At 36.9% G+C, this 1,342-nt stretch carries 2 protein-coding genes and 1 pseudogene; all 3 read right to left on the bottom strand.

Annotation, left to right across the window (positions count from 1 at the left end):
• A partial coding sequence (locus PVV68_RS10375) for a DUF1376 domain-containing protein (RefSeq protein ID WP_273783035.1) occupies positions 1-695 on the bottom strand: 695 nt, incomplete at its 3' end.
• Entirely contained in the window at positions 685-1,017 is a 333-nt protein-coding gene (locus tag PVV68_RS10370; protein ID WP_273722022.1) for a DUF1376 domain-containing protein, read from the bottom strand. The genes PVV68_RS10375 and PVV68_RS10370, both read right to left, overlap by 11 nt.
• A gap of 40 nt (positions 1,018-1,057) precedes the next feature.
• Positions 1,058-1,342 (bottom strand): annotated as a pseudogene (locus tag PVV68_RS10365) (DUF1376 domain-containing protein); the annotation flags it as partial.

Genomic DNA, 1,342 nt, shown 5'->3' with positions numbered 1-1,342 from the left:
TCGGGTTCGAAATCATCAGGCAATCGACAGCCTCGATGAGCTTTTGAACGTTTTGGTTTTTTGGGAACGCTTTCTTGCTCGTGAATGGGAGGTTGGTTTTCTACACCCGCTTCGATTTGTTCTGATGGGCTTTCAACAGCAGCAACCTCTGTTGGCTCGTCAACCAAATCGGTTGTTTCTAAATCTTCAAAATCGATTTCTTTTTTTGATAAAACGATAGTTTTATTTTTTTTATTATATATGTTTGTATTGTTTGTATTGTTTGTTATAGCATCACAAGCATCATGCTTAGCATCCTTAAGCATGCTGTTAGCATCATGCTTAATATCACAAGCATCTTTTGTATTTTTATCCCATCTTGCCTTCGCTGCCTTCTGCGCTCTCTCTGAAAACTTATTCAAATTCTCATTAGAGTTGTTGAGTTCCTCTTCAACCTGTAAACTCCATAAACGACCGTCTTCTAAACGTATCAGTTTCTCATCACTCAATAAAAAATCTAGCGCTTTATTAAAAGCTTTTACTGAACAACCAGAAATGCGTGCTAATATAGAGGCATTCTCAAGAATTGGCTGTCTCTTTTTATACATAAGCAATATCAACATCATATAAGTCGATATTTGATGCGACGTCATTCCACTAGCATCAGATACCCAATCAGAAGGAAAACAACGAACCCAAGCTAACTTAGTTGACATATTTCCCCTCCTGTTCTTTATTATTTAGATCTTCATTGAAGTTATTAAGTTCTTCTTCAACTTTTAAACTCCATAAACGACCATCTTCTAAACGTATGATCTTCTCATCACGTAATAAGATGTCTAATGTCTTTTTTAGAATTCTCACTGAACAACCTGCCCACCTTGCTAATTTGGGAGCATCTTCAATAATAGGGCGGCGTTCTTCGTACATATATAAAACAAGAGTCATATAAAGACCCTTTTCCACTATGCTCATGCCACTAACATCAACAATCCATTGTGAAGAAAAAAGCCTCGTCCATGGCAACTTAGTTGACATACTTCACCTCCCTTTCTTCATTATCATTGCAAATGAAATTATCTAGCTCTTCATTAGAGTTATTGAGTTCCTCTTCAACTTGTAAACTCCACAAACGACCATCTTCTGAAAGAACAATGTGTCCAGTTTCTAATAAAAGATCTAATGCTCTCTGAAATCTTTTCACTGAACAGCCTGCCAATAAAGATAACACTTTAAAATTATTTGTAAGCGGCTCTCCAGTGCGAAGCATTTGAAATCGCAACTTAACATATATGAAACCTTCAAAAGGAGGCAAATATGCAAGATCAAGTAGCCACTTGTCTGCAAAAAGCCTCGTCCATGG

Origin of the sequence: Bartonella sp. ML69XJBT (assembly GCF_028618515.1) — a bacterium.
GTDB lineage: Bacteria > Pseudomonadota > Alphaproteobacteria > Rhizobiales > Rhizobiaceae > Bartonella.
The sequence above is the reverse complement of the archived record's forward strand: the minus strand, read 5'-3'. Positions and strand labels throughout refer to the sequence as shown.

What these genes read in the sequence shown, in the direction of transcription:
- PVV68_RS10370 (WP_273722022.1), bottom strand. Translation starts at nt 1,017, where the DNA reads ATGTCAACTAAGTTGCCATGGACGAGGCTTTTTTCTTCACAATGGATT.